We start from the raw sequence: 21,193 nt of genomic DNA, 5'->3' as shown, positions 1-21,193 counted from the left end.
GTGGGCTAACTGGCGTTCACACCGTTACCACGTAGAGGGCGCTCTTACGGCTACCCTTTGGTTATCATTACATTGTGCTGCGGGGTGTTTTTTTAACAAAACAGACAGTGAATACTGAAAGCAGGCATCCCAAGGTTAAATAGACCGCAACCCCATGCCAGCTACCCTGTGTCAGGGTCACCAGTCCTGCAGCGATAAAGGGAGTAAAGCCACCGCCAATCACACTAGCGACTTGGTAACCGACCCCAGCACCGCTATAGCGATAGCTCGCGCCAAACATTTCGGTAAACATCGGCTGCTGAACGCAAACCACCATGTCGTGTGCCAGATTCGCCAACAGCAATGAAAAAAGAATGATCGGCAGGGTCGCGCCTTGTTCAAGCGCTAAGAAAAAGGGCCACGCGCTGATAGCACCAATAATTGCGCCGGTAGCGTAGATACGCCGACGACCAAATCGGTCCGCAAGCCAAGCAAAACAAGGTATGGTCAAGCAACTGACCGCTCCAACCATCAACCCTATTGATAGAAATAACTCGCGGGGTAAGCCAAGATTTTGCGTAGAGTAATTGAGTGCGAAGGTGGTAACGATGTACATCGTCAGTAATTCGCACAAGCGTAAGCCAATAATTAAGAAAAACGCAGAAGGGTGTCTACAAAGTGCTTCAATAACCGGTAACCGCGGTTTTTTCTCCACTGGAACGGCAACAGGCGATTCATCAATACCATTACGTAACCACAGCGTGACGGCCACAAGGATAACACTTAATAAAAAAGGTAAACGCCAACCCCAGCTGGCAAATTGACTTTCGTTTGTATAGGTACTAATCAGGCTGACGGAGCCGGTCGCTAATAATAAACCTACGCCATAACCCATTTGCACACCGCTACTGTAGAAGGCTTTACGATGTTGGGGAGCATGTTCAACCGCCAGCAAGGCAGCTCCTCCCCATTCACCGCCAACGGCAAATCCCTGTATGGCCCTTAGAGTAACCAGTAGCACCGGGGCCCACCATCCCAAGGTATCAAAAGAGGGGAGTAGACCAATTCCGGCTGTTGATATCCCCATAAGCCAGACGGTGATGATAAGCATTTTTTTATGCCCCAACCGATCGCCAAAATGACCAAATACAATGCCGCCCAATGGTCGGAACAAAAAGCCTACCCCAAAGGTAGCAAAAGCGACGAGCGTACCCATCGCCGGACTGATGGCAGGGAAAAATTGATGATTAAAGACTAAGGCGGCGGTAATGCCGTATAATAAGAAATCATACCAATCGACGACTGCGCCGGCGAAGCTTCCCCAAGCCGCACGTTTAGCTTGAGAAGATGAGGGTGACTGGGCGGGTGTTGAAAGGTTGGTGTTTGCTTGCATAATTATATCTATTATCCACGACGAAGCGTTTTTTATTGGCGGACAAATAATACTGAGTTCTCATTGAAAAACAATCGCCTGTTGCCGGCTTTACGCTGTGTTTTCGCTTGAAAATTGGCAGGATCCGAGGAATTGTGTAAAGCTAATTGAATGAATATCCCGACATTAACGAGGAAAGTTATGCCGAGAATACGTCTTACGGTTACCCGTCTCTATGCGTTAAACGACGAGCGGATGGTGGCGAGTAAAGCGACCGCAAAAATTTATGTGGGCGATGAGTGTATCGCGACTGAAGTGATTTCTGGATTAACGGAAACCCCTGTCTATAAATATATCCACCATGCTTCTCCAGCGGGAAAACCGATTCGTGTGGAATGGGATACTCCCGGCTTCGCTGATATGACGGCAGTCGAAGAAAATGACTGCCCGTGCTGTCAAGACAGTGCCATCATTTAACGCTACTGATAAGGATACCTATTGTGGCTGGAACAAGTTTATTGGCGTTATTAGATGATATCTCGACCTTACTCGACGATGTCTCAGTAATGGGTAAGGTTGCGGCAAAGAAGACGGCTGGTGTGCTTGGCGATGATTTGTCACTGAATGCACAACAAGTCAGTGGGGTAAAAGCTAATCGAGAGCTACCCGTTGTCTGGGGGGTGGCGAAAGGCTCGCTACTGAATAAAGTGATCTTAGTCCCACTGGCGCTGTTGATCTCCGCGTTTGCGCCTTGGTTAATTACCCCATTATTGATGTTGGGGGGAGCCTATCTTTGTTTCGAAGGGATTGAAAAAGTTCTTGATTGGATTTTTCCAGAAAAAGATAAAAAAAGCCCAGAAGCCCGCCAAGCGCGTTTAGCTAAGTTAAGCCAAGAAGATGCAGCCAAGTATGAAAAAGATAAAATTAAAGGCGCAGTACGCACTGACTTTATTTTATCCGCTGAAATTGTCACGCTGACGCTAGGAATCGTTTCCGAAGCCCCGTTACTTAATCAGATTGTTATTATGGCCGGCATTGCATTATTAGTAACGGTTGGCGTGTATGGGCTTGTGGGCGTGATTGTTAAAATTGATGATGCAGGCTATTGGCTTGAAGCGCGTCAAAATGGCTTAGCTCGTGGTGTGGGTAAGTTTTTACTGCTTTTAGCCCCGAAGTTAATGAAGTTCCTTTCTGTTGTTGGCACCTTAGCGATGTTTCTCGTCGGAGGTGGCATCGTCATACATGGTTGGCCGTTACTCCATCACTGGATTGAAGGGTTAACGCACAGTCTGACCCAGATGCTTCCCTCCGCGATCAGTAGCCTAGGTGAGAGTGTGATCACTAATCTCGCGAGTTTGGTGGTAGGAGCTATCTTGGGCGGTCTGGTTTTAATCGTTGTTAAAGCGGTGAGCAAGCTATTCGGTAAGAAAGCCGCAGCTGAACAGCCCAAAGAGTAATAGGTAACGTGTGATATAGCGTCTTTTTCCTCGATGCAAGCTGTCGAGGAAAGAGCAATCTAGCGAATTTCCACCAACACGTATAACCTTCTCCCATCAGTGACCGCATGCTCTCTATGCAATAACTCCATTGCCTTAACATCATATCATTTACAAACTTAGCGCTTAATCTCTATGGCCTAGGCAAGCGCTTATTCAATAACGTGGAAGATTATCGCTTCTGCTTAGCATTCACTGACTCCTCACTTTCTTTTTCGAACGCCAACACAAAGCGGTCCGTTTCGGCGATCACCGCCCTACGCGTGAGAACAACGTCATTGCACGGGTAAAGGTTATTAAAGAAAGCCATCCAGCCACGAATTTTTTTGAAATGTCATCCTGGGTTAAGGCGTAAGGAATAGTGGGCCAAGATGCTATAGACCGGCTAATGTGAAAAATCCGCCTAGCTTCCTCCATAATAGGCAAGGTCTACGTCCGACCAAGCTCAGTAAAAGGTATCTAAGAAAGTTGTGCTGTAGGAGGCCAATCAGTGTAGCGCAAAATATGTTGTGAGCAATTCGCAGGATGATGTTGTGTTAAATAGCTGAAAAACGCTTTCATTTCTGTCGAGCTAATAGGGGGGGAACTATGAGTTTCCTGTAACCAAGAGAAGACAGAAAACCACATTCCATGACCAAAGACGATACTATCGTCAACAATCCTACCCTCAGCCAATAGCGTGATAAATTCACCTACTTGAGCGCAAAACTCGTTAAAAGATTGCGCCCCTTGACCAAAGCTTGCATCGGGATCACAGGTCTTCCAGTAGCGCTTAGCCAAAGGTAAGCGCTGAGCCCCTGTCATTCCCTTCACCACATCAAAGCCGAAAACGTTGAATTCATTCAAGCAAGGCACTATGACGGGTTGTAATGAGAATTTATCAAGAATCGGCGCGGCCGTTTGATGAGTACGCAAAAACTCAGACAGGTAGACCTTGGTAGGGGGGGGAGAAATCTCGCTGGCCAGCGCGAGGGCTTGTTGGTGCCCGAGAGGGCTTAGTTCGATAATAGGGTTCGGCTTACTTACTCCCCCTGCATTCGCCTCACTTTGCGCATGGCGTATAAAGGTAATACTCATCAGCTGAACTCCTTAGCATAAGTCTGTCGCCACAAACTCCATGTACTCATTCGCAGTAAAAATACGATGAGCGAAGGAATTTCCAGTCATCCGCTCAGAAAATTCACTTAATAAGACTAAAGCTATTGTCATGAATCATACCATTGTTCAACGCAGCAGGGTTAGATCCCTGCGTTGCCTAACCAAGTCTTACTCAAAGCGTTACGTAAAAATCATAATGACAAACTTCTTTTTTTGGTAGGCCCCACCACTTTCCTAGATTGCATTCTTGAGGAAAAAATGAAGGTAAACCGTTGCCAATGGTTTAAGGAAAGCCTTATCCTCATAAAGCCGATAATGAGTTAATGATTGCAGGCTATCAAGCGAGGTAATCCCAATCGGTACTGACCACCGCTTTAATTAGCGGTAATCACGCATCGAGAACATTGAGGCAGACAATGAGCACTTCCCCCATAAATTACTATGCAGGTGACTACTTCTAGGTACTGTTAACCGATGAGGTAGTGTTGTGAAAGATAGAAAATTAAAATCTCACTTTACGTGTGGAAGACGTCCGACAACGCAACGTTTCGCGAGAACGGTTATCAACCCTCAGCTGAGGAGTCATATTTTCCGCTACTTCAGCACCTTTGCGGAGAAAAAAGCGACTCTTGGCCATATGGCTGATTACCCTGATTACCGGATACCTTTCAGAGCCTGTCGAGGTAAAAATATTATTGACTACTATGATGATATACCGACTGATGTTCTAAAATTAAGTCGGAGCTGGAAGCATAATAGCCGTAGAAAGAAACAATTTTACCGTTAATCTTTGGCCCCGTTGGGGCTTTTTCTACTCTATAGGAAGTTTATCGATGAAAGTGAAGGGTATCCCTTATTCGGAAGTCAAAGCCAAAGCTTTCTCGAATAAAGCCGTATGGCAGGCTTATCAGCGCGAGCGTCGGTCGGATAATCTGAAGGCGATTGCCACAGTCACCGGCGTTATTGTTGCCGTTGCGCTGATCAAATACCTTCGCACTCACTGAAGCTCAGCATTTTGGTGATGTTATCAGGGCACTAAATCTAGGTCGGGATATCCCCTAATGTCAGCTTGGTCTCTTTATCCCCTTTTTCTTTTTCAGCCCCACCGTTTCAAGCGGGGCAATAACCAGTAGGACTAACACGATATGCCTCAAAAGCCTCGTTACAAGCATCTGTCACAATCAGAATGGAATGTCCTGTCCGAGCATATTCCGAGTGGAATATCTGAAGAGTCTAAGCTAATCGCTTACGAGATATTAGTTAAACAGCGGGCGCCTAAGGAAATTACCGAACAGTTTGGGATAAGTCGCCAACAAATATCAGCACTCCTTATTCGTTTAGCCACTATCTATGATGAGATTATTGTTATTGATGAAGAAAAAAAGACGCTTGAATATGTTCAATGCTGGCTCCCTAAAGGTGAGTTACTGAATGCTGTCTTAGCCGAGGCTAAGAAGCACAGTATTAATAAAGACCTTATGTAGAGAGTCCTTTTTTAAAAAAACCTCTTACTCATCACCTTAATACTGACATTTTACTAGGTTGCACGGAAAACTAGCAGCAGTTGCTGGCTTAGGTCCAGTAGCATAGCCTGAATCGCATCCAACAGCAGTGGCATGCTTTGAGTGAGAGAGAAAATGCCAAGCAATAAGGTCAATGGGAAGCCAATCACAAAAGCGGAAAACTGCGGCGTCATACGATTGAGTAGCCCTAATGCGAGGTTTACAGACAACAGCATAAAAATAAGCGGTAGTGATAACTGCAGGGCTTGAGAGAAAATAGCGCCACCGAGTTGAGCAAGACTGGCAAATCGCTCGGTTAATGGGGCCAGACTCCCATAGGGTAACTGTTCGAAATTATCGGCGAGGTGCTCGATCATCCACACAATACCGTCCAGGTTCACAAATAAAAGTAAGCTGAGATAAGTCAGCAATCGGGAGACTACAGAAAGTGAACTGTGGCTGCCGCTATCAAAGAAAGAAGCAAAAGAGAGCCCCATTTGTAGGGCAATGACCTCGCCGGCTAAGCGGATGGCCGCAAGGATACATTGCATACTGAGTCCCAGTGCCGCGCCAATCACACATTGGTTGATGATTAGCAACACGCCTTGCGAAGAAAAAAGGGGGGGTGGCGGTGAGGGACTCGGCAGGGCAATCAATAGGCTGATAACCAAGGCGAGTGCGACCCGCAGGCGCAGGGTAATGGCTTTGTCAGAGAGCAACGGCGCAACACTGAAGAACGCGATCATCCGACAGAAAGGATAAAATACCGAAGGTAAAGGATTCAGTAAACCCAGTAGATGCTGCCATTCCATAGGCTAGCCGACCCACTGCGGAAAGCTTGTCAGAAGGCTCTTAATGTACTCAACCAGTAGGGTTAGCATCCAAGGGCCCGCTACCATTAGCGTGACCACGACGGCGATAATCTTAGGGATAAACGACAACGTTTGTTCATTCACTTGTGTAGCAGCCTGCAATAGGCTGATAAGCAGTCCGGTAATTAGAGCCGCCAGTAATGGGGGGGCGGCAAGAAATAAGGCCATTTTCATCGCCGCTTGCCCCAAGGTAGTGATCATTTCTGGTGTCATCATAAATTCCCTCTGATTAACTGATAAAGCTCTGGGCCAACGAGCCGATTAAGAGTTGCCATCCATCTGCCATCACAAACAGCATCAGTTTAAAGGGCAGCGCTAAGGTTGCCGGGGGGACCATCATCATGCCTAGCGCCATCAATACACTCGCGACCACCAAATCAATGATTAAAAAAGGAATAAAGAGCGTAAAACCAATTTGAAAGGCCGTCTTTAGTTCGCTCGTTACATAGGCCGGAACCAGTACGCGAAAAGGTACGGCGGCGGGAGTCTCTGGTGGCGGCAGATGTGCTAAACGAGTAAAGAGTGCTAAATCGGTTTCCCTTGTTTGATGCAACATAAAGTCCATCAAGGGCTTTTTCCCAATATCGACCGCTTCAACTAATGTCACTTTCTGCTGTTGGTAAGGAAGGTAAGCCTCCTGCCAAATACGATCGAAGGTCGGTCCCATAATGAACCAAGTTAAAAACAGCGATAAACCGATAATTACCTGATTCGGTGGGGCAGACGTCGTCCCTAGGGCGTTGCGCAGTAACCCCAACACAATGATGAGTCGGGTGAAACTGGTCATCAGTAATAAGGCTGCAGGAAGAAAACTCAACGCGCCTATCATGACGAGCGTTTGTACCGGCAATGCCCAGTCTGGGTCACGGCCAAACAGGGGTTGAGCCCAAGCGACATGTGGAAAGAGACCGGCTAGCATTACGATCATCACAGGGTAACGCATTACATACCTCATGGTGTTTTCCTTGCGCGATACTGGAAAAATTTCTCAGCAAAGCCTGAGGGTGCGGCAGAAGGCGGTACGCTTATCTCTGTTAACGGCTCCGTAACGGAGCAGAGAAACTGAATTGCCTGCGGGGTCACTCCGATAACAATCTGTTGTTCCCCGACTTGCGCGATTATCAGACGCTCACGCGGTCCAATGACTAAGGTCTCCTTTATCGCCAGACGACGTACGCCTTGGAATCGGCCGCCTTGTGGGAGGTGCTTGAGTAATTTTTTGATACCGAGTAGTAGCAAGATAATGAGGATCAAGGCCCCCCCCGATTGAAGCAACATCTGACTCGCAGAAAGTGTTTCCAGTGAGGACGCAGTGGTTACATTCATTGGCGACTCTCTATCGACTCAGGCGGCGCATGCGCTCGGAAGGAGTAATAATGTCAGTAATGCGTACGCCGTATTTATCATTGACGACCACGACTTCACCTTGAGCAATCAAGTAATGGTTAATCAGGATATCGAGCGGTTCCCCTGCCAAGCCCTCCAGAGGTACGATCGAGCCTTGCGTTAATCGTAATAACTCTTTGATGGTCATACGAGTACGGCCTAATTCAACCGTAAGTTGAATCGGGATATCCATAATTAAATTGATGTCTTGCAGCGGATCGACAGGCTCAGGCAGGTCGAGGACAGGGAGTGACTCCTTCTCAGCTGACGCATCATTTAGCTGTTGTTCAGCTAAGGCTTCGGCCCAAGGATCCGATGCTAATTCATTGTTTTCTGGGGTCGCAGGGGTATCACTCATGGGAAGTTCCTTCTTGTAAAGTAGAGAGTAATGGCGTAATCAGTTGGTTCACACTTAAGGCATATTGATCGCGATGGATACCGTGTGCTGCGGTGAAGACCGGTACATTGTCGACGGTCGCGATAATATTCTCAGGGGAGTCAATAGCGAGGACATCCCCAACTTGTAGGGTCATAATTTCGCGCAGTGTGATCGACAGCTCGGTGAGCCGAGCTGTCACTTCTAAGGGCGATTGTTGAACCTCGTTGACTAAATTCTCACGCCACAGACAATCTTCTTGCTGGCTATTCTCTAAAGGAGGATTCACCAATAGTTCACGTAGCGGTTCAATCATCGAAAACGGGATACAGATATTAAAATGCCCCACCAAATTACTGATCTCGACCTGGAAAGTGGTGTTAATGACGATGTCATTCGGTGAAGTCGTAATATTGGTAAATTTAACCTGCATCTCCGAGCGTACATATTCCATGGTCAAGGGGTAGATGGCTTGCCAGGCTTCTTGATAGTTATCTAATGCCAAACTTAATAAGCGACGGATGACTCGCTGTTCGGTATAGGTGAATTCGCGGCCCTCCACTTTGGTCGGAAACCGGCCATCCCCACCAAATAAGTTATCCACCACAATAAAGACTAAGCTGGGTGAGAAAACGATTAAGGCTGTCCCACGTAAGGGTTTCATGTGTATCAAATTGAGGTTAGTAGGCACCGGCATATTACGGGCAAATTCTTGATAAGGCTGGATATCGATCGATTCCACCGTGATATCAGGACTACGACGCAATAGATTGAATACCCCCATACGAAATTGGCGAGCAAAACGTTCATTAATGATTTCTAAGGCTTGTAATCGTTCCCTAACCACCCTACGCTGTGTTGTCGGGTCATAATCTCGAATGCTATTCGGGTCGCTGTTTTCGGTTGAGATTTCCGTTTTACCAGAGTCACCGTTAAGTAATTGGTCGATCTCTGCTTGAGATAAACTCGTATCTGCCATTATTACTACCTCAAAATAAAGGTGGTGTAGAGAATATCGGCGATATCTTGCTCAGGTAAGCCTGGAGCGAAAGGGGGCTTCAACACTTTTTTAATATCAGCGGATAGGGCTGTTTTACCTTCTTCGGTTTGCAGCGCAGATTGTTCTTGGTGGCTTAGCAGCAAGAGAATCCTGCTTCTCACTTCGGGTAAATATTTCACTAAACGCTCCTCGGTCTGACTATCCTTCAGCCGCAACGTGAATCCAACATAGAGCACACGTTCATCTTGGGAGGCGGATTCCACTAAGTTAACGGTAAAAGGATCGAGCGGATAGAAGAGGGGTTGAGGGACGCTAACTGCTTCATGGACTTGGGCGACCGGCTGTGATTGTGGTGAGGGGGTTAGCGCCCGTAATTTCCAGATCGCATAACCTGCTGCACCACAGGCGATGAGTACAATGACGATTAAGATAATGATCCACTTTTTAGCGGAATTTTTCGGTGATTCGGATTTGGTCGACATAAGTCCCGATATCCTTTCATTAGCAATTAAATAAGTGTGAGACGTATTATCCAAGGTTGAAGTAGGGCTAATTGGCGGAATAGCGGGGATTTATTTGGCGATATTAGCCTGTTTGCTCAGTCTTTAAGCGACTGAGCAACGTGTTAAACTCGCAACGATATTTGGCTACCGTCACGACGTAATGCTGGCGCATCATCTGCCTCAGAGACGGATTCATTGGCCTCACGTTGTGTGACGACTTGAGCGGGCTGTGTAGGGGAATGAGAGGATGAGGGAGATTGTTGTCCCGAAGACGGTTCCTGTCCAACTTGACTGTTACCCAGCTGGATACCGTTATCGGCCAGCGCTTGGCGCAGGTGGGGGAGAGCGGCTTCTAGGGCTGATCTGACCTGACCATGGTTAGAGAGCATAATCAATTCTGCATGATCCTTATTCACCGTCATGGTTATCTTCACATCCCCTAACTCTTCCGGATGCAGCTTTAGATGGATAGTCTGCTGTCCCTGCTTATGAAAAATAATTTGCTGAGACAGATCGTGCTGCCACTGTAACGAACCTAGCGGTGCGGTTAACCTTTGCGCACTTTCTGAGTGTAAGACGAGTTGAGGGAATGTAGGGGAGGAGGCGAGTGACAGCGGGGCGACCGAAGGGTGCTGAGCTTGGCTCTCGTTCAATGGGCGTTGTCCCAGTATTGCCGAGTGTGATACCTCTTGCGGGTCCACGGGGGCGGACAGGGTAGGGGTGAGAGTCGTCGACGGCTGCCGAGTATCAAGTGGCTGCTGTGCAGCGCCTTGGCTCAGACCTTCGCTGGGGAGATTTTTTTTCGCTGCAAAAGAGGGAGCCGAGTGAAAGCTAAGGCTAGTTAAGCGCTCAGTGACCGGCGCTATTACTGACTCAGTATGAGTCGGGGATAACGTTGCGCCTGTATGATTACCCGTCGGCTCGCTAGGCAGCATTGAGGTAACTAGGTTAACTAATACTGCCGCCGGTGGGGACTCAGAGAGGTCTTTATCCTTGAGAGCTTTTCCTTCAGGTTCAGATTTGCTAAGTGTCGCGGTTTTTATGGCGTGTTGAGGGGGAACGAGTAGTTCAGCAAAAGCAGGTACGACTGATCCCTGAGTGAGCTCTGTTTCAGGTTTAGTGGCTAACGAATGGGATAAATTCGTCACTTTCCCCGGAGGGGAGAGCAGCGTTAATAGGCTAATAGTCATGACGCTCTTCCTTGAAAACGACGGGTAGCAAATTCATCATTGGATTTCTGTTGAGCTCGTGCCTGGCACAGCGTATTGCGTCGATGTCGTCGCTCAATCAATACCTGTAGCGCGTTAACTTTTTTTCGTGACTGTTGCCAATCACCCAGTAGATGCTGTTGTTGTTGGTTTAGGCGCTCGACGGCAGCGTTTTGTGCACTCAGAGCCAGTTCAACCGTGTGGATAAAGTCCTGATAGTTATCGCGTCGGTAGCCATAGATCCCGCCTTCCACTTCATGGCGTAGCAGTTGTTGGTAATCTTTTCGGTAGTGATGTAATAACTGCTGCTGGGCGGCGGCGTCTTGACGTTCCTGTTGCAATGTCGCGAGTTGTTGGCTGACGTTATCGAGTTGAACCCTAGCTCGCTCTTTTAATACCTCTAAAACGTTGTTATGACGCATTACTGCTCCTCATGTAGTGACACCAGCGCGGAGAGTTCGGCACAGGCTTGGGGGTAATCACAGCGCTGATCAATTTCCTGCTGGAGATAACGGCAAATAGCCGGATAACGTTCAATAGCCCGATCTAAGCGTGGGTCCGACCCCATGCTGTAGGCGCCGACGCTGATTAAGTCTTGATTACGTTGATATAAGGCTAATAAGCGTTTGCCTTCGCGGGCAGCCTGCAACTGTTCCGGCGAGACGATTTCATGCATCACCCGGCTGATAGAGGCTTCAATATCGATGGCCGGATAGTGACCGGACTCGGCGAGTTCGCGTGATAACACAATATGACCATCGAGTATCGCGCGCGCCGCATCGGCAATCGGATCTTGCTGATCATCACCTTCCGTTAACACGGTATAGAAAGCGGTAATCGACCCATTGAGGCTCTCGCTATTACCTGCTCGCTCGACCAGCGCAGGAAGTTTGGCAAAGACCGAGGGGGGATAGCCTTTGGTGGCAGGGGGTTCGCCAATGGCGAGGGCTATTTCCCGCTGTGCCATGGCATAGCGGGTTAATGAGTCCATAATGAGAAGCACGTTGTTGCCTCGGTCGCGGAAATCTTCGGCAATCCGGGTGGCGTAACTTGCGCCTTGTAAGCGAAGTAAGGGAGAGACATCTGCCGGAGCCGCTACGACCACCGCGCGTGATAAACCTTCTTCCCCTAAGATATGCTGGATGAAATCTTTTACTTCGCGACCTCGTTCCCCAATAAGGCCCACCACAATCACATCGGCGCTGGTATAGCGAGCCATCATTCCTAGCAACACGCTTTTCCCAACGCCGGAACCGGCAAATAACCCCATTCTTTGGCCACGGCCCACTGTCAGTAGGCCATTGATCGCTCTAACACCGGTGTCCAATACTTGATCAATGGGTTTGCGTAATAAGGGATTGAGCGGTGGGGTGGTCAGCTTGCCCATCTCTGGCGTGGTCAGCGGGCGGTTATCTAATGGGCGACCACTGCTATCGACCACCCGCCCTAATAGGGCGGGTCCTAAGGGGAGGTTCCCTTCTGTCCCCGCCTTGCCTTGTGAGGCATAAACACGACAGCCTGGGCGGATTCCCTCCATGGCGCCGAGCGGCATGAGATACAATCGATTACCTTGAAAGCCGACCACCTGCGCTTCACATTTTTTATCTGCAGTGTCCTGTTCGCGCTCAATCCAACAGTGGCTACCCAAGGGCAATTGTAACCCGCTGACCTCTAACACTAACCCTGTTGCACGGGTAAGGTATCCATAGTGGCGCGGGGCTAGGGGAGCAGTAAGGCACTGTTCAAAGCGGTCTAAACGTGCCATCCAGCGATGTAGTGCTAGCATTAGTAGTCTCCTCGCTGTGCAAGCTCGCACAAGCTTTGCCAGCGCGTTGAGAGAGCACTTTCAAGCTCGCCTTCCTCACTCAGTAAACGGCAGTCACCACGGGGTAAAGTGGTATCCACGACGACTTCCCAGCGCGGATGCTCAGTAAGTGTCGAGAGGTGGCCGTGAAGAAATTGGTGATCCTGTGGATTGACTTTTAGCGTAAGTTTTCCGTTGAGTAACGCCTCTTGTGCCAACAACTGCTTGACTTGTGCCATGACGATTCTTGCATCGTGGCTGACTTCTTCCCCAGTAAGTTGGTGGGCAACCTCTAACGCGATCTGGACTAATCGATAACCGACAGTTTCTTCAAGTAGGTCAAAGGATAAAGTGACTTGCTGTACCAATTTTTCCACACTGGCTAGTGCTTGTTGTTGTTGACTGCCAGCCTGCTCGATAGCTTGCTGGCTGCCTTGTCGATAGCCTTCGCGTTCACCCTCTGCTTTCCCTTCGGCATAGCCTTCTTGCCAGGCTTTATCACGAACTGAAGCGCGGAATGCCTCGATCTCTTGTTGCGCTTCCAAAGGGGGCGCTGGCGACGGCATGATAACGGAAGGCGGCTCGGTCGGGACGAGAGTGGCAGTAGGTTCTGGCTTATCAAACTGTTGAGGTTGCCATTTCCGCCAGGCAATCGAGGGATCTTGTTTAGACATAGGCTTCATCGGCACCTCCAATTACCATATCGCCACTTTCGGCAAGTCGTCTTACTACAAGCAGAATGGCTTTTTGTGCCGTTTCTACGTCGGATAGACGAACAGGACCGCGATTCACAAGGTCATCACGTAAAATATCGGCAGCGCGCGTCGACATGTTATTTAAGAATTTGTCACGCAGTGCGTTATCCGCCCCTTTGAGTGCAATCAATAATTGCTCTGCATCGATCTCTTGAAGTAGGCGTTGTAGGCTGCGATCGTCGACATCCACCAAGTTTTCAAAGAGGAACATTTCATCGATGATTTTCTGAGCCAAGTCGCCATCAAAGGCGCGTACGGCATCGATAATGGTTTCTTCTTGCTGCGATTTCATCAAATTCAGGATCTCTGCTGCGGTGCGGATCCCTCCCATCTTGGCGCGTTTAATATTCTGCCCATCCAGTAGGTTGTTCAGCACTTCAGTAAGTTCGGCCAGTGCAGCGGGTTGGACACCGCCGAAGGTGGCAATCCGTAGCATGACATCCTGACGTAAGCGTTCATCAAAATACGCTAAGATATCGGCCGCTTGTGAACGTTTTAAATGGACCAAGATGGTAGCGATGATTTGCGGATGCTCCTCGCGGATTAAGTCTGCTGCAGAAGGGGGATCCATCAGGTTGAGGGTATCCATACCTGACGTGGTATCGCGCGTTTCCAATAAATCTTCCAGTAAACTACTCGCACGTTCCTCGCCCAAGGCTTTAACCAGAACGGTACGTAAGTAATCATTCGAGTTAATGGATAGCGCTGCATACTGTTCTGCATCGTGCTCAAATTGTTGCAGTACATGGGTCAATTGTTGATGTGACACTTGGCGCATGGTTGCCATGGCACTACTCAGGTGTTGAACTTCACGTTGATTGAGGTGTTTGAAAACCTCCGCCGCACGCTCCTCACCCAGAGTCATCATTAATATTGCACTGCGATCTGTGCCAGTCATTTTCATAGTTCGCTTCCCATCCAATCGCGGATTACTAAAGCCACCACTTGAGGCTCATTTTCTGACATTGTTCGAATACGCTGGCTCATCTGCTCGGCATTAATCCGTAACTGTGCCTTACGCGCTGCTTCGTTGAGACTAGGGTCAACCGTGCTGGTTTCTTGAGGTATCTCTATCGGCGCTGGATTCAGGGTTTCTTTAACATGCCGCAAGGCAGGGGACACTATTTTGCGGTAGAGAATAAAAGCGATAATCAGTACTACTAGCCAACGTAAGGTTTGTGTCGCCAGAGAAATCCATTGTGGCTGCTGCCACCAAGGTAAGTAATCGTCGGTAAACTCATGTGCGGTGAAAGGGGTATTGACCACATTAACGGTATCGCCGCGGGCCTCTGAATAGCCCATCGCTTGTTTGACTAAGCTGGTTATTTGGTTGATCTTTTCAGTAGAGAGCGCCGCTTCTTTCCCTTCTTTATCTGTTTGATAATTCACTACAACAGCTACGGACAAGCGTTTGATCCCCCCGGTGCTTAAAAGGGTACGCCGAGTGGTTTTATCCAACTCATAATTAACGGTACTTTCGTTGTTCATTTGTAATGGCGATCGCTTGGCTTTTGACGTCGAAGCATCCGACTTCTTATCCCCTTCGATATTGGCTTGCGCCGGAGGCGTTGGTTGATTCGATAGTGCCCCTGGAACCCCTTCAGCTTGCTGAGCTGTTAATTCACTTTGACTGCGCTGTGCGGAGCGAATCGCTTGTTTTGAGGGTTCGCTATTAGGCTGGTAGCGTTCGTCTGTCTGTTCTTGCTGGTCGAAATTGACCTCTGCCGTCACTTGTGCGCGGAGATTTTGTTGACCGACTATCGGGCGTAGTAACTGTTCGATCCGTTGTTGGACAGTTTTTTCTACTCGCTGGGTATATTTTAATTGTGTGGTATTTTGCGTTTGTGCAGCCAAGCCTGCCCCTGAAAGAAGTTCACCCGCCTGGTCGACGACAGTGACATTATCGGCACTCATCCCCGCCACGCTGCTGGCGACTAAATGCACCACCGCATTGATCTGTGAGGCATCCAGCACACGGCCAGGTTGCAGTGTTAGCGTCACGGCAGCCGTCGGAGGTTGCTTCTCGCGCACGAAAACACTGGGGCGAGGGATGGCGAGGTGTACGCGCGCACTCACCACTGGATCCAGTGTTTCGATAGTTCTTGATAGCTCGCCGGCTAGGGCGCGCTGGTAATTTACTTGCTCGTTAAATTGGCTTAAGCCGAATTTTTCATCATCTAATAATTCGAAACCCGTCGTACTACTTTTAGGTAAACCTTGGCTGGCGAGACGTAGACGAAGTTCTCGGACTTGCTGACTTGGGACAAGTATCGCGCCAGTATGAGGATCCAATTGATAGGGGACATTCATCTTGGTTAACGCGCTGACGATATTACCGCCTTCGGCTTCTGATAATGAACCATAAAGCGTTCGATAGTCCGGGCTTCGTGCCCATAATGCGAGGGCCGCAATGACCGCAAAAGATAACGCGGTCGTTACGATCAATATCACCTTCTGTTGGTCGCGCAAGGTCGCAACGGATTGCTGAACTCTACTCCAGAGAGACGTGGGTAGAGTGGCTGTGTTTAGGCTCATGCAAACACTCCTAACGTAACCCAGCGGTGGATGTGATGTGACAGCACATGGTTCTCCTCATTGACACAAATGAATAATGACTCTTAATCAGGCTTATTATTTGAGTTCTGAGAGGAAGTAATGGTCGAATGAGGCAATCTTTTCGTAGCTAATTATCAGATTTGAATCAGTAATGGACTGGTAAGGTGTCATCCTATCTTGATCTATAAGGAGACTTATCATGACATCTATCTCATCAGTTAATTGGCCTCAGTCGTCAGCCCACTCACCTTCGATAACGACTGGCGACCGTGGTGATCAACCCTTTTCCTCGGTATTCAATTCTCTCCTTAACGGAATCAGTCAGTATCAAGATCACGCATCACAACAAGTCCAAAAAATGGAGTTAGGTGCAAGTGATGTAGGGATTAATGATTTAATGGTTTCGATACAGAAAGCCACCGTTTCATTGCAATTCGGCGTACAAGTGCGCAATAAAATGATTGCGGCTTATAACGAAGTGATGAATATGTCGGTGTAGGGGGAGGTTGCTCATTTATACCGTTAAGGATTGAGCGTACTAATTCCTTAGGGTACTGATGGAGAAAAATCAGTTAATTTAATGTTAAGCATCTTATAACTCGCGGGGATAAGTATGGCAATATTGCTAGGTTGACTCTCCTTATCCCCGCTACCTTTCTGGTTTAAATAAAAAAGAAGTACCGACCCTGCCGCGGCTACCTTTTTGGATAATTTTTACTTCCTGCCCCCTGCATAAATTGAAGCCTATCCGGTTGAGTTGTACTCCCAATCAACTGAAAATAACGTTAATTATTCATTGTTAAATTAATGATAAATTTCAATAAGTTAATCACGGCTAGGCAGTTATAGAAATCTTTGTAAGGGAATTGAAAATCTCTTTGCCATTCAGCTATTTTGGATTGATCCTATAGACCCTTTCTTAAAAGATAGTTCTATGATCAGATTGACGACTTTGCGGGGCGATAAGCTCTGTATTTTACACAGCCAGATAGTTTCAGTAGAAAGTCATGGTAATAAATCAATTCTCAAATTGGGATACCATGGCGATAAGATTTACGTGCAAGAAAGCTTCACTAAAGTCATGGAGTTAATGGATTTAGCTAAAACCGCAAAGAATGCAAAATAAAATGGACCGCTAAATAATAACGTACCGGTAATATAATTTACCGGTACGAATTAAAATCCTTAGCTTCTTCACTGTGCCCTTACATTAGGTTTCAAGAGTTAATATAGTCCTACCACCATACTTTACTGCCCCTATTTTATACCTCCAAAGTGATGACTCAGAAGCGAGAATATTGACGAAAAGATTAAATTCAATTTAGAGGATAAAAGTATTGGTAATGAAAGACGCATTTTTAGCCGCAGTGAATTTATCTACCCAACGTTGAATATTTTTATGATGCTAAGTCGTGTAGCGCTGCAAGATGAACAGCAATCCTGCCTCCATTTTGAGGTAATCTCTCTAACCTATGCGTGTATTTTCACCAAGATGTACAGAGAGCGATAAATTTAAATCGCGACACTATCGGCAACCAGGCCAGTATTTAGTGAACGAAGTGCCTCATTAAACTCACACAAGGGATAGTGGTGATTATCCGTTGCAATACAGCGAACAGACCCTGTTCCCTGACTTATCAATGGTTCGACTTTCAGCACCAGTTCATCAGCAGGATCTAAAAAGGTAATCTGCGGGGCGGCATGGTTGAAAAAGGGTTTAAGCCAAGGTAGATGGGTTGAAGAGAGCGTCATCACGTCCAGATTAGGAAATTGCTGCAGGCTACGATCAATAAAAGCTGAGACTATGTTTTGTGTTCTTTCTTTGTGACGAATAAAGGAAAAGTTCTCAACCAGCTCTACCAGTGATGAAGCATTAATCCCGTAGACAGTACACCCCTCAAAGGTGGATTTTTTAATAAAACTAGAAAACTCATGACTACTTACCATGCTGTTAACCCCTAAGACAGCAATATGTTTCGATTGCGATAGGGAGCATGCTTTAGCGATGGGAGGTTCAATGCCAAAAATGGGAACAGTAAGCTTTTCCTTTAACGCATCCATTACCACAATAGAGGGGGCATTAGAGGCGAGCACTAGGCTACAACATCCCTGGGAAATTAGATATTGTGAAGCCGATAAGGTCGCGTCTAATAACTCCTGATAACTTTTTTCCCCATAAGGGAAGCTTCTTCGGTCGGCTAAGTAGATAAAATCCTGCTTAGGATACTTTTTGCGCAACCTTTCTAAAATAGCATAACTTCCAATTCCCGCATCGAATACACCGATAGGTGAGGCCGAAAAATGAAGTGTATTTTCAGTCATAAATTCAAATCCACAAAAAAGAAAGTGAGTATATTTATAACAGATTTGTAGCCTTATGGAATTGACTAGTGAGTGTTTATAATCATAAATAAGGATAATTGATTTTGTGATTCACATGTTCACTTTTTTGCTCTCAACCTATTACGAAAAATAGCGATAATTGGATTGGTTGGAGGGAATGATTTTTATTTTTACTGCTGTAAATCCTTGATAAATTATTAGCGATTTATTTGAAAATAGCGATTAGCCACTTTAGGAAAGGAATGTTGCATAATAGCCATGAGGTAGGAGACTAGGCTGTTTTATTCGCCTGATAATGCTAGTCGTGGCGCTATGACTATCAAATTCCCGATTACTATCACTTTTTTGACGGCTACAACCATTCCTGTATGGGGAGAAAGATCGTTTTTGTATCTAAAAGAATTTATAGCCTTAAAGCATCGATTAATAAACGAAATGCGGTAGAATTTTGACGTCGACTTGGGTAGTAAAGATAAAATCCGGGAAAAAAGGGCGTATAGTCACTTAACAGTTGCACTAATTCACCACTCGCTAAGTGAGGTTCGACAGCTTCTTTTAACACGCAGCCAATCCCTAAACCTTTCATCACACTGCCAATGGCGAACATTCCATTATTACAGGTGATCGATCCAGGTACTTTTATACGAAATTGTTTATCACCTTCCTGAAACTCCCACTGATAGAGGACGCCTGAAGAAACCATACGTAAATTAATACAATTATGAGCGAGTAAATCTTGTGGGTGAGCAGGGCACCCATGTTCGTTAAGATAAGCGGGTGAGGCAATTACGACCATTTGGGTTTCAGCACCAATCTTAACCGCGATCATATCCTTTTCCACCTGTTCGCCTAGCCGAATCCCTGCATCAAAACCCTCTGCGACGATATTGACCAATCTAGAGGTGGCATCTATCTCAATATTAATATCTGGATATTGACGAATAAAAGCATGCAACTTGGGAAGTAAAAAATAGTTAGCGGCAAAATCTGTCGCGGTAAGCCGGATATTGCCTTTGGGGAGTTGACGATAGTCATCAAGAGAACCCAGTAGGGTTTCAATTTCCATAATCGATGGCTGTAAGGTGTCGAGTAGGCGTTGTCCTGCTTCGGTACAGGTAACACTGCGGGTGGTGCGATTAAGTAGTCTGACACCAAGGTTACGTTCGACCTTACGTAATGTATGACTAATTGCACTTTGTGAAAGGTTTAACTTCGCGGCGGCTCGGGTAAAGCTTTGCTCTTGCGCGACAACCATAAAGGTCATGAGATCGCTCATCTCTTCTCGTTTCATCTCTTCTGCTCCTCAGGATATTTTTATGATGGGCCACGCTGCACGACCTTATTATTATATTCATTAATATCCAGACTAATTCATGAAAATAGCTCATGAGCTTAATCAATCTAGCCTGCTTAATTGAGGACTAAAATTTACCTATAGTAACGAGACTTAAGCTCTCGATAGGCGTCTGACTTGCCGTGTTTGCCATGATGACGTCATCACCCCTTATCTCGTCAGCGATAACTTTCTCTTATTGATTAGGCTACAGTATGCAAATCTTCAAAACGGGGCCTAACCTGCACTCCACGATAGTGCTGGGCCTACTTCTTATTAGTTATGCCATGATTGTTATTGATAATTCAGTGGTCATAACGGGTTTACCCAGTATTAAGCAGCAGTTTCAGATGAGTGATAGTGCCTTAGCGTGGGTTTCAAGTGCTTACTCATTAACTTTTGGTGGGTTTTTACTCCTTTGTGCACGGGCGGGTGACCTCCTGGGTAAGAAAAAAGTCTTAGTCACCGGACTGATTATTTTTGTTCTGTCTTCTTTAGCCATTGGTATGGCGACACAGGTTGAATGGTTGATTGGCGCCCGAGCGATTCAGGGCATTGGTGCGGCAATGTTGGCACCGTCTACGTTATCACTATTACAACACACCTTTCCGAGCGGTGAAGCGCGGACCCGAGCTATCTCTCTGTATGCCGCGGCGGGAGGGCTTTCAGCAAGTATTGGATTAGTGTTAGGCGGCGTTTTAGCACAGACCATTTCTTGGCGCGCAGGTTTTCTAATCAATGTGCCAATTGGCGCTTTATTAATTGTTGGCGTGGTGAAACAGGTATCAGAAACCCCTCGCCATCAAGGAACCTTCGATCTGTTGGGCGCGATCCTGTCTGCTATCACGATGACTGGATTAGTGTATGGCACTATTACCTCGGTCAATGTTGGTTGGGCAGCTGCGCAAACCCTGCTCTGTTTCTCTTTTACTACGCTGATGCTGATGTTGTTCATCTTCGTGGAATATCGAGCGGTTCAACCTATTATGCCCTTAACCTTATTCTGTCACCGAGAACGGAGTGGAGCCTATCTTACCCGCGTTTTATACATCGGTGCCGCGATGGGCTACTTTTTCTTCTCTACGCAAATGATGCAAAACACGCTGCATTATTCTGCCATCCAAGCGGGATTCGCTTTTCTTCCCGCAATGTTACTGAATTTTATTATCGCGATTAAGGTTCCACAGATCACTGAAAAGCTTGGTGAGCGAACCTTGATGCTGGTCAGTATGACGGCTCTGTTAATTGGGATGGGGTTACTGAGCCGATTGAACGCACAGAGTACGTATTTTAGCGATCTGTTATCCCCGCTACTTTTAGTTGGAGCGGGTATTGGTGGGGCAACCGGCCCCCTGACTCGTGTCGGTCTACGAGATGTTGCGAGTGCAGAAGCTGGAGCAGCATCCGGCATTATCAATGCCGCACATCAATTAGGGGGAGCATTGGGTATCAGTATTATGGTCGCCGCATCATCCCAGAAAAGCTCGCTGAACGGTGTGGCGTTAGCGGTAATGAAGAATCACTGGGCGTTCGTCAGTGGCACGGCGTTAGCGGCCTTAGCTATCGTGGTGATTGCCTTCACCATGCGCCCTGCGTAAATCCCATTGTTA

The 21,193-nt window shown here is 47.1% G+C and carries 24 protein-coding genes; 7 read left to right on the top strand and 17 right to left on the bottom strand.

Features of this window, described 5'->3' with window-relative positions; translation table 11 throughout:
* Positions 1 to 67: 67 nt before the first annotated feature.
* Positions 68 to 1,372: a shikimate transporter gene (gene shiA / locus QJR74_RS08680; RefSeq protein ID WP_304371470.1), complete on the bottom strand. Its 1,305-nt coding sequence runs from the start codon at positions 1,370 to 1,372 to the stop codon at positions 68 to 70.
* A 180-nt stretch (positions 1,373 to 1,552) separates the two neighbouring features.
* Between shiA and QJR74_RS08675 the strand changes: the two genes are divergently transcribed.
* Together QJR74_RS08675 and QJR74_RS08670 are read left to right on the top strand one after the other, a co-directional pair.
* Positions 1,553 to 1,828: a hypothetical protein gene (locus QJR74_RS08675; protein WP_304371469.1), complete on the top strand. Its 276-nt coding sequence runs from the start codon at positions 1,553 to 1,555 to the stop codon at positions 1,826 to 1,828.
* Between the two features lie 23 nt (positions 1,829 to 1,851).
* A complete protein-coding gene (locus tag QJR74_RS08670) occupies positions 1,852 to 2,808 on the top strand; it encodes a DUF808 family protein (RefSeq protein ID WP_304371468.1) in 957 nt (318 codons plus the stop codon).
* 498 nt (positions 2,809 to 3,306) lie between these two features.
* Here the strand turns inward: QJR74_RS08670 and QJR74_RS08665 are convergent, their stop codons facing one another.
* A complete protein-coding gene (locus tag QJR74_RS08665) occupies positions 3,307 to 3,924 on the bottom strand; it encodes a histidine phosphatase family protein (protein ID WP_304371467.1) in 618 nt (205 codons plus the stop codon).
* 508 nt (positions 3,925 to 4,432) lie between these two features.
* Between QJR74_RS08665 and QJR74_RS08660 the strand changes: the two genes are divergently transcribed.
* The 3 genes from QJR74_RS08660 to QJR74_RS08650 all read left to right on the top strand — a co-directional run bounded on the left by QJR74_RS08660 (position 4,433) and on the right by QJR74_RS08650 (position 5,429).
* Positions 4,433 to 4,732 (top strand): hypothetical protein, encoded by a 300-nt coding sequence (locus QJR74_RS08660; RefSeq protein ID WP_304371466.1) that lies wholly within the window; start codon positions 4,433 to 4,435, stop codon positions 4,730 to 4,732.
* A 46-nt stretch (positions 4,733 to 4,778) separates the two neighbouring features.
* The gene (locus QJR74_RS08655; protein WP_304371465.1) at positions 4,779 to 4,949 is read left to right on the top strand and encodes a hypothetical protein; all 171 of its coding nucleotides are present in this window, start codon (positions 4,779 to 4,781) and stop codon (positions 4,947 to 4,949) included.
* Positions 4,950 to 5,090: 141 nt separating this feature from the next.
* A complete protein-coding gene (locus QJR74_RS08650; protein WP_304371464.1) occupies positions 5,091 to 5,429 on the top strand; it encodes a hypothetical protein in 339 nt (112 codons plus the stop codon).
* A 53-nt stretch (positions 5,430 to 5,482) separates the two neighbouring features.
* Here QJR74_RS08650 and fliR read toward each other — a convergent pair whose 3' ends face one another.
* The 13 genes from fliR to fliF form a co-directional block, all read right to left on the bottom strand.
* Positions 5,483 to 6,259, bottom strand: a complete 777-nt coding sequence (fliR, locus tag QJR74_RS08645; RefSeq protein WP_304371463.1) for a flagellar biosynthetic protein FliR — start codon at positions 6,257 to 6,259, stop codon at positions 5,483 to 5,485.
* A 3-nt stretch (positions 6,260 to 6,262) separates the two neighbouring features.
* The gene (gene fliQ / locus QJR74_RS08640; protein ID WP_304374006.1) at positions 6,263 to 6,532 is read right to left on the bottom strand and encodes a flagellar biosynthesis protein FliQ; all 270 of its coding nucleotides are present in this window, start codon (positions 6,530 to 6,532) and stop codon (positions 6,263 to 6,265) included.
* 16 nt (positions 6,533 to 6,548) lie between these two features.
* The gene (gene fliP / locus QJR74_RS08635) at positions 6,549 to 7,262 is read right to left on the bottom strand and encodes a flagellar type III secretion system pore protein FliP (RefSeq protein ID WP_304371462.1); all 714 of its coding nucleotides are present in this window, start codon (positions 7,260 to 7,262) and stop codon (positions 6,549 to 6,551) included.
* A gap of 8 nt (positions 7,263 to 7,270) precedes the next feature.
* Entirely contained in the window at positions 7,271 to 7,645 is a 375-nt protein-coding gene (locus QJR74_RS08630; RefSeq protein ID WP_304371461.1) for a FliO/MopB family protein, read from the bottom strand.
* A gap of 10 nt (positions 7,646 to 7,655) precedes the next feature.
* Positions 7,656 to 8,063, bottom strand: a complete 408-nt coding sequence (gene fliN / locus QJR74_RS08625; RefSeq protein ID WP_304371460.1) for a flagellar motor switch protein FliN — start codon at positions 8,061 to 8,063, stop codon at positions 7,656 to 7,658.
* Positions 8,056 to 9,060 carry a flagellar motor switch protein FliM gene (gene fliM, locus QJR74_RS08620; protein WP_304371459.1) on the bottom strand — a complete coding sequence of 335 codons (1,005 nt, stop codon included), beginning with the start codon at positions 9,058 to 9,060 and terminating at the stop codon, positions 8,056 to 8,058. Before fliM ends, fliN begins: the two co-directional genes overlap by 8 nt.
* A 5-nt stretch (positions 9,061 to 9,065) precedes the next feature.
* Entirely contained in the window at positions 9,066 to 9,563 is a 498-nt protein-coding gene (gene fliL, locus QJR74_RS08615; protein WP_304371458.1) for a flagellar basal body-associated protein FliL, read from the bottom strand.
* A gap of 143 nt (positions 9,564 to 9,706) precedes the next feature.
* A complete protein-coding gene (locus QJR74_RS08610; RefSeq protein WP_304371457.1) occupies positions 9,707 to 10,774 on the bottom strand; it encodes a flagellar hook-length control protein FliK in 1,068 nt (355 codons plus the stop codon).
* A complete protein-coding gene (gene fliJ / locus QJR74_RS08605) occupies positions 10,771 to 11,214 on the bottom strand; it encodes a flagellar export protein FliJ (RefSeq protein WP_304371456.1) in 444 nt (147 codons plus the stop codon). The genes QJR74_RS08610 and fliJ overlap by 4 nt, the downstream gene beginning before the upstream one ends.
* Positions 11,214 to 12,578 carry a flagellar protein export ATPase FliI gene (gene fliI, locus QJR74_RS08600; RefSeq protein WP_304371455.1) on the bottom strand — a complete coding sequence of 455 codons (1,365 nt, stop codon included), beginning with the start codon at positions 12,576 to 12,578 and terminating at the stop codon, positions 11,214 to 11,216. Before fliI ends, fliJ begins: the two co-directional genes overlap by 1 nt.
* The gene (locus QJR74_RS08595; protein ID WP_304371454.1) at positions 12,578 to 13,270 is read right to left on the bottom strand and encodes a flagellar assembly protein FliH; all 693 of its coding nucleotides are present in this window, start codon (positions 13,268 to 13,270) and stop codon (positions 12,578 to 12,580) included. Before QJR74_RS08595 ends, fliI begins: the two co-directional genes overlap by 1 nt.
* The gene (gene fliG / locus QJR74_RS08590) at positions 13,263 to 14,255 is read right to left on the bottom strand and encodes a flagellar motor switch protein FliG (RefSeq protein ID WP_304371453.1); all 993 of its coding nucleotides are present in this window, start codon (positions 14,253 to 14,255) and stop codon (positions 13,263 to 13,265) included. Before fliG ends, QJR74_RS08595 begins: the two co-directional genes overlap by 8 nt.
* On the bottom strand, positions 14,252 to 15,886 hold the full coding sequence (gene fliF / locus QJR74_RS08585) for a flagellar basal-body MS-ring/collar protein FliF (RefSeq protein ID WP_304371452.1): 1,635 nt from the start codon (positions 15,884 to 15,886) through the stop codon (positions 14,252 to 14,254). Before fliF ends, fliG begins: the two co-directional genes overlap by 4 nt.
* 220 nt (positions 15,887 to 16,106) lie before the next feature.
* Between fliF and fliE the strand changes: the two genes are divergently transcribed.
* Positions 16,107 to 16,406: a flagellar hook-basal body complex protein FliE gene (gene fliE, locus QJR74_RS08580; RefSeq protein ID WP_304371451.1), complete on the top strand. Its 300-nt coding sequence runs from the start codon at positions 16,107 to 16,109 to the stop codon at positions 16,404 to 16,406.
* 1,013 nt (positions 16,407 to 17,419) lie between these two features.
* Here fliE and QJR74_RS08575 read toward each other — a convergent pair.
* Both QJR74_RS08575 and QJR74_RS08570 read right to left on the bottom strand, forming a co-directional pair.
* Positions 17,420 to 18,229 carry a glutamate racemase gene (locus QJR74_RS08575; RefSeq protein ID WP_304371450.1) on the bottom strand — a complete coding sequence of 270 codons (810 nt, stop codon included), beginning with the start codon at positions 18,227 to 18,229 and terminating at the stop codon, positions 17,420 to 17,422.
* 424 nt (positions 18,230 to 18,653) lie between these two features.
* The gene (locus QJR74_RS08570; RefSeq protein WP_304371449.1) at positions 18,654 to 19,541 is read right to left on the bottom strand and encodes a LysR family transcriptional regulator; all 888 of its coding nucleotides are present in this window, start codon (positions 19,539 to 19,541) and stop codon (positions 18,654 to 18,656) included.
* Positions 19,542 to 19,798: 257 nt separating this feature from the next.
* Between QJR74_RS08570 and QJR74_RS08565 the strand changes: the two genes are divergently transcribed.
* Positions 19,799 to 21,181 carry an MFS transporter gene (locus QJR74_RS08565; protein ID WP_304371448.1) on the top strand — a complete coding sequence of 461 codons (1,383 nt, stop codon included), beginning with the start codon at positions 19,799 to 19,801 and terminating at the stop codon, positions 21,179 to 21,181.
* The last annotated feature ends 12 nt before the right edge of the window (positions 21,182 to 21,193 follow it).

The organism is Tatumella ptyseos (assembly GCF_030552895.1).
Taxonomy (GTDB): Bacteria; Pseudomonadota; Gammaproteobacteria; order Enterobacterales; family Enterobacteriaceae; genus Rosenbergiella; species Rosenbergiella ptyseos_A.
The sequence above is the reverse complement of the archived record's forward strand: the minus strand, read 5'-3'. Positions and strand labels throughout refer to the sequence as shown.